The sequence below is a fragment of the Saccharopolyspora taberi genome (assembly GCF_039534165.1).
GTDB lineage: Bacteria > Actinomycetota > Actinomycetes > Mycobacteriales > Pseudonocardiaceae > Saccharopolyspora_D > Saccharopolyspora_D taberi.
Map to the genome: position 1 here is coordinate 1 of NZ_BAAAUX010000046.1, position 708 is coordinate 708.

Below are 708 nucleotides of genomic sequence, written 5' to 3' on the forward strand. Positions count from 1 at the left end.
AATCTGGCGGGACCACTCGCTAAGCCTAAATACTTCCTGGTGACCGATAGCGGATAGTACCGTGAGGGAATGGTGAAAAGTACCCCGGGAGGGGAGTGAAAGAGTTCCTGAAACCGTGTGCCTGCAATCCGTCAGAGCCTTTGGGTGATGGCGTGCCTTTTGAAGAATGAGCCTGCGAGTTGCTGCTGCGTGGCGAGGTTAACCCGTGTGTGGGGTAGTCGGAGCGAAAGCGAGTCTGAAGAGGGCGTTGAGTCGCGTGGTGCAGACCCGAAGCGGGGTGATCTACCCATGGCCAGGGTGAAGCGCGGGTAAGACCGTGTGGAGGCCCGAACCCACCAGGGTTGAAAACCTGGGGGATGAGTTGTGGGTAGGGGTGAAAGGCCAATCAAACTCCGTGATAGCTGGTTCTCCCCGAAATGCATTTAGGTGCAGCGTTGCGTGTTTCCCGGGTGGGGTAGAGCACTGGTTGGCTGATGGGCCCTATCAGGTTACTGACGTCAGCCAAACTCCGAATACGCCTTGGGTGAAGCGTGGCAGTGAGACGGCGGGGGAGAAGCTTCGTCGTCGAGAGGGAAACAGCCCAGAACACCGGCTAAGGCCCCTAAGTGTGTGCTTAGTGGGAAAGGATGTGGGATCGCTGAGACAACCAGGAGGTTGGCTTAGAAGCAGCCATCCTTGAAAGAGTGCGTAATAGCTCACTGGTCAAGT

1 rRNA gene is annotated in these 708 nt (G+C 56.9%); it reads left to right on the forward strand.

Annotated features, from left to right (window positions below):
* Nucleotides 1-708: ribosomal RNA gene (locus ABD691_RS33525) — 23S ribosomal RNA — on the forward strand; the annotation flags it as partial.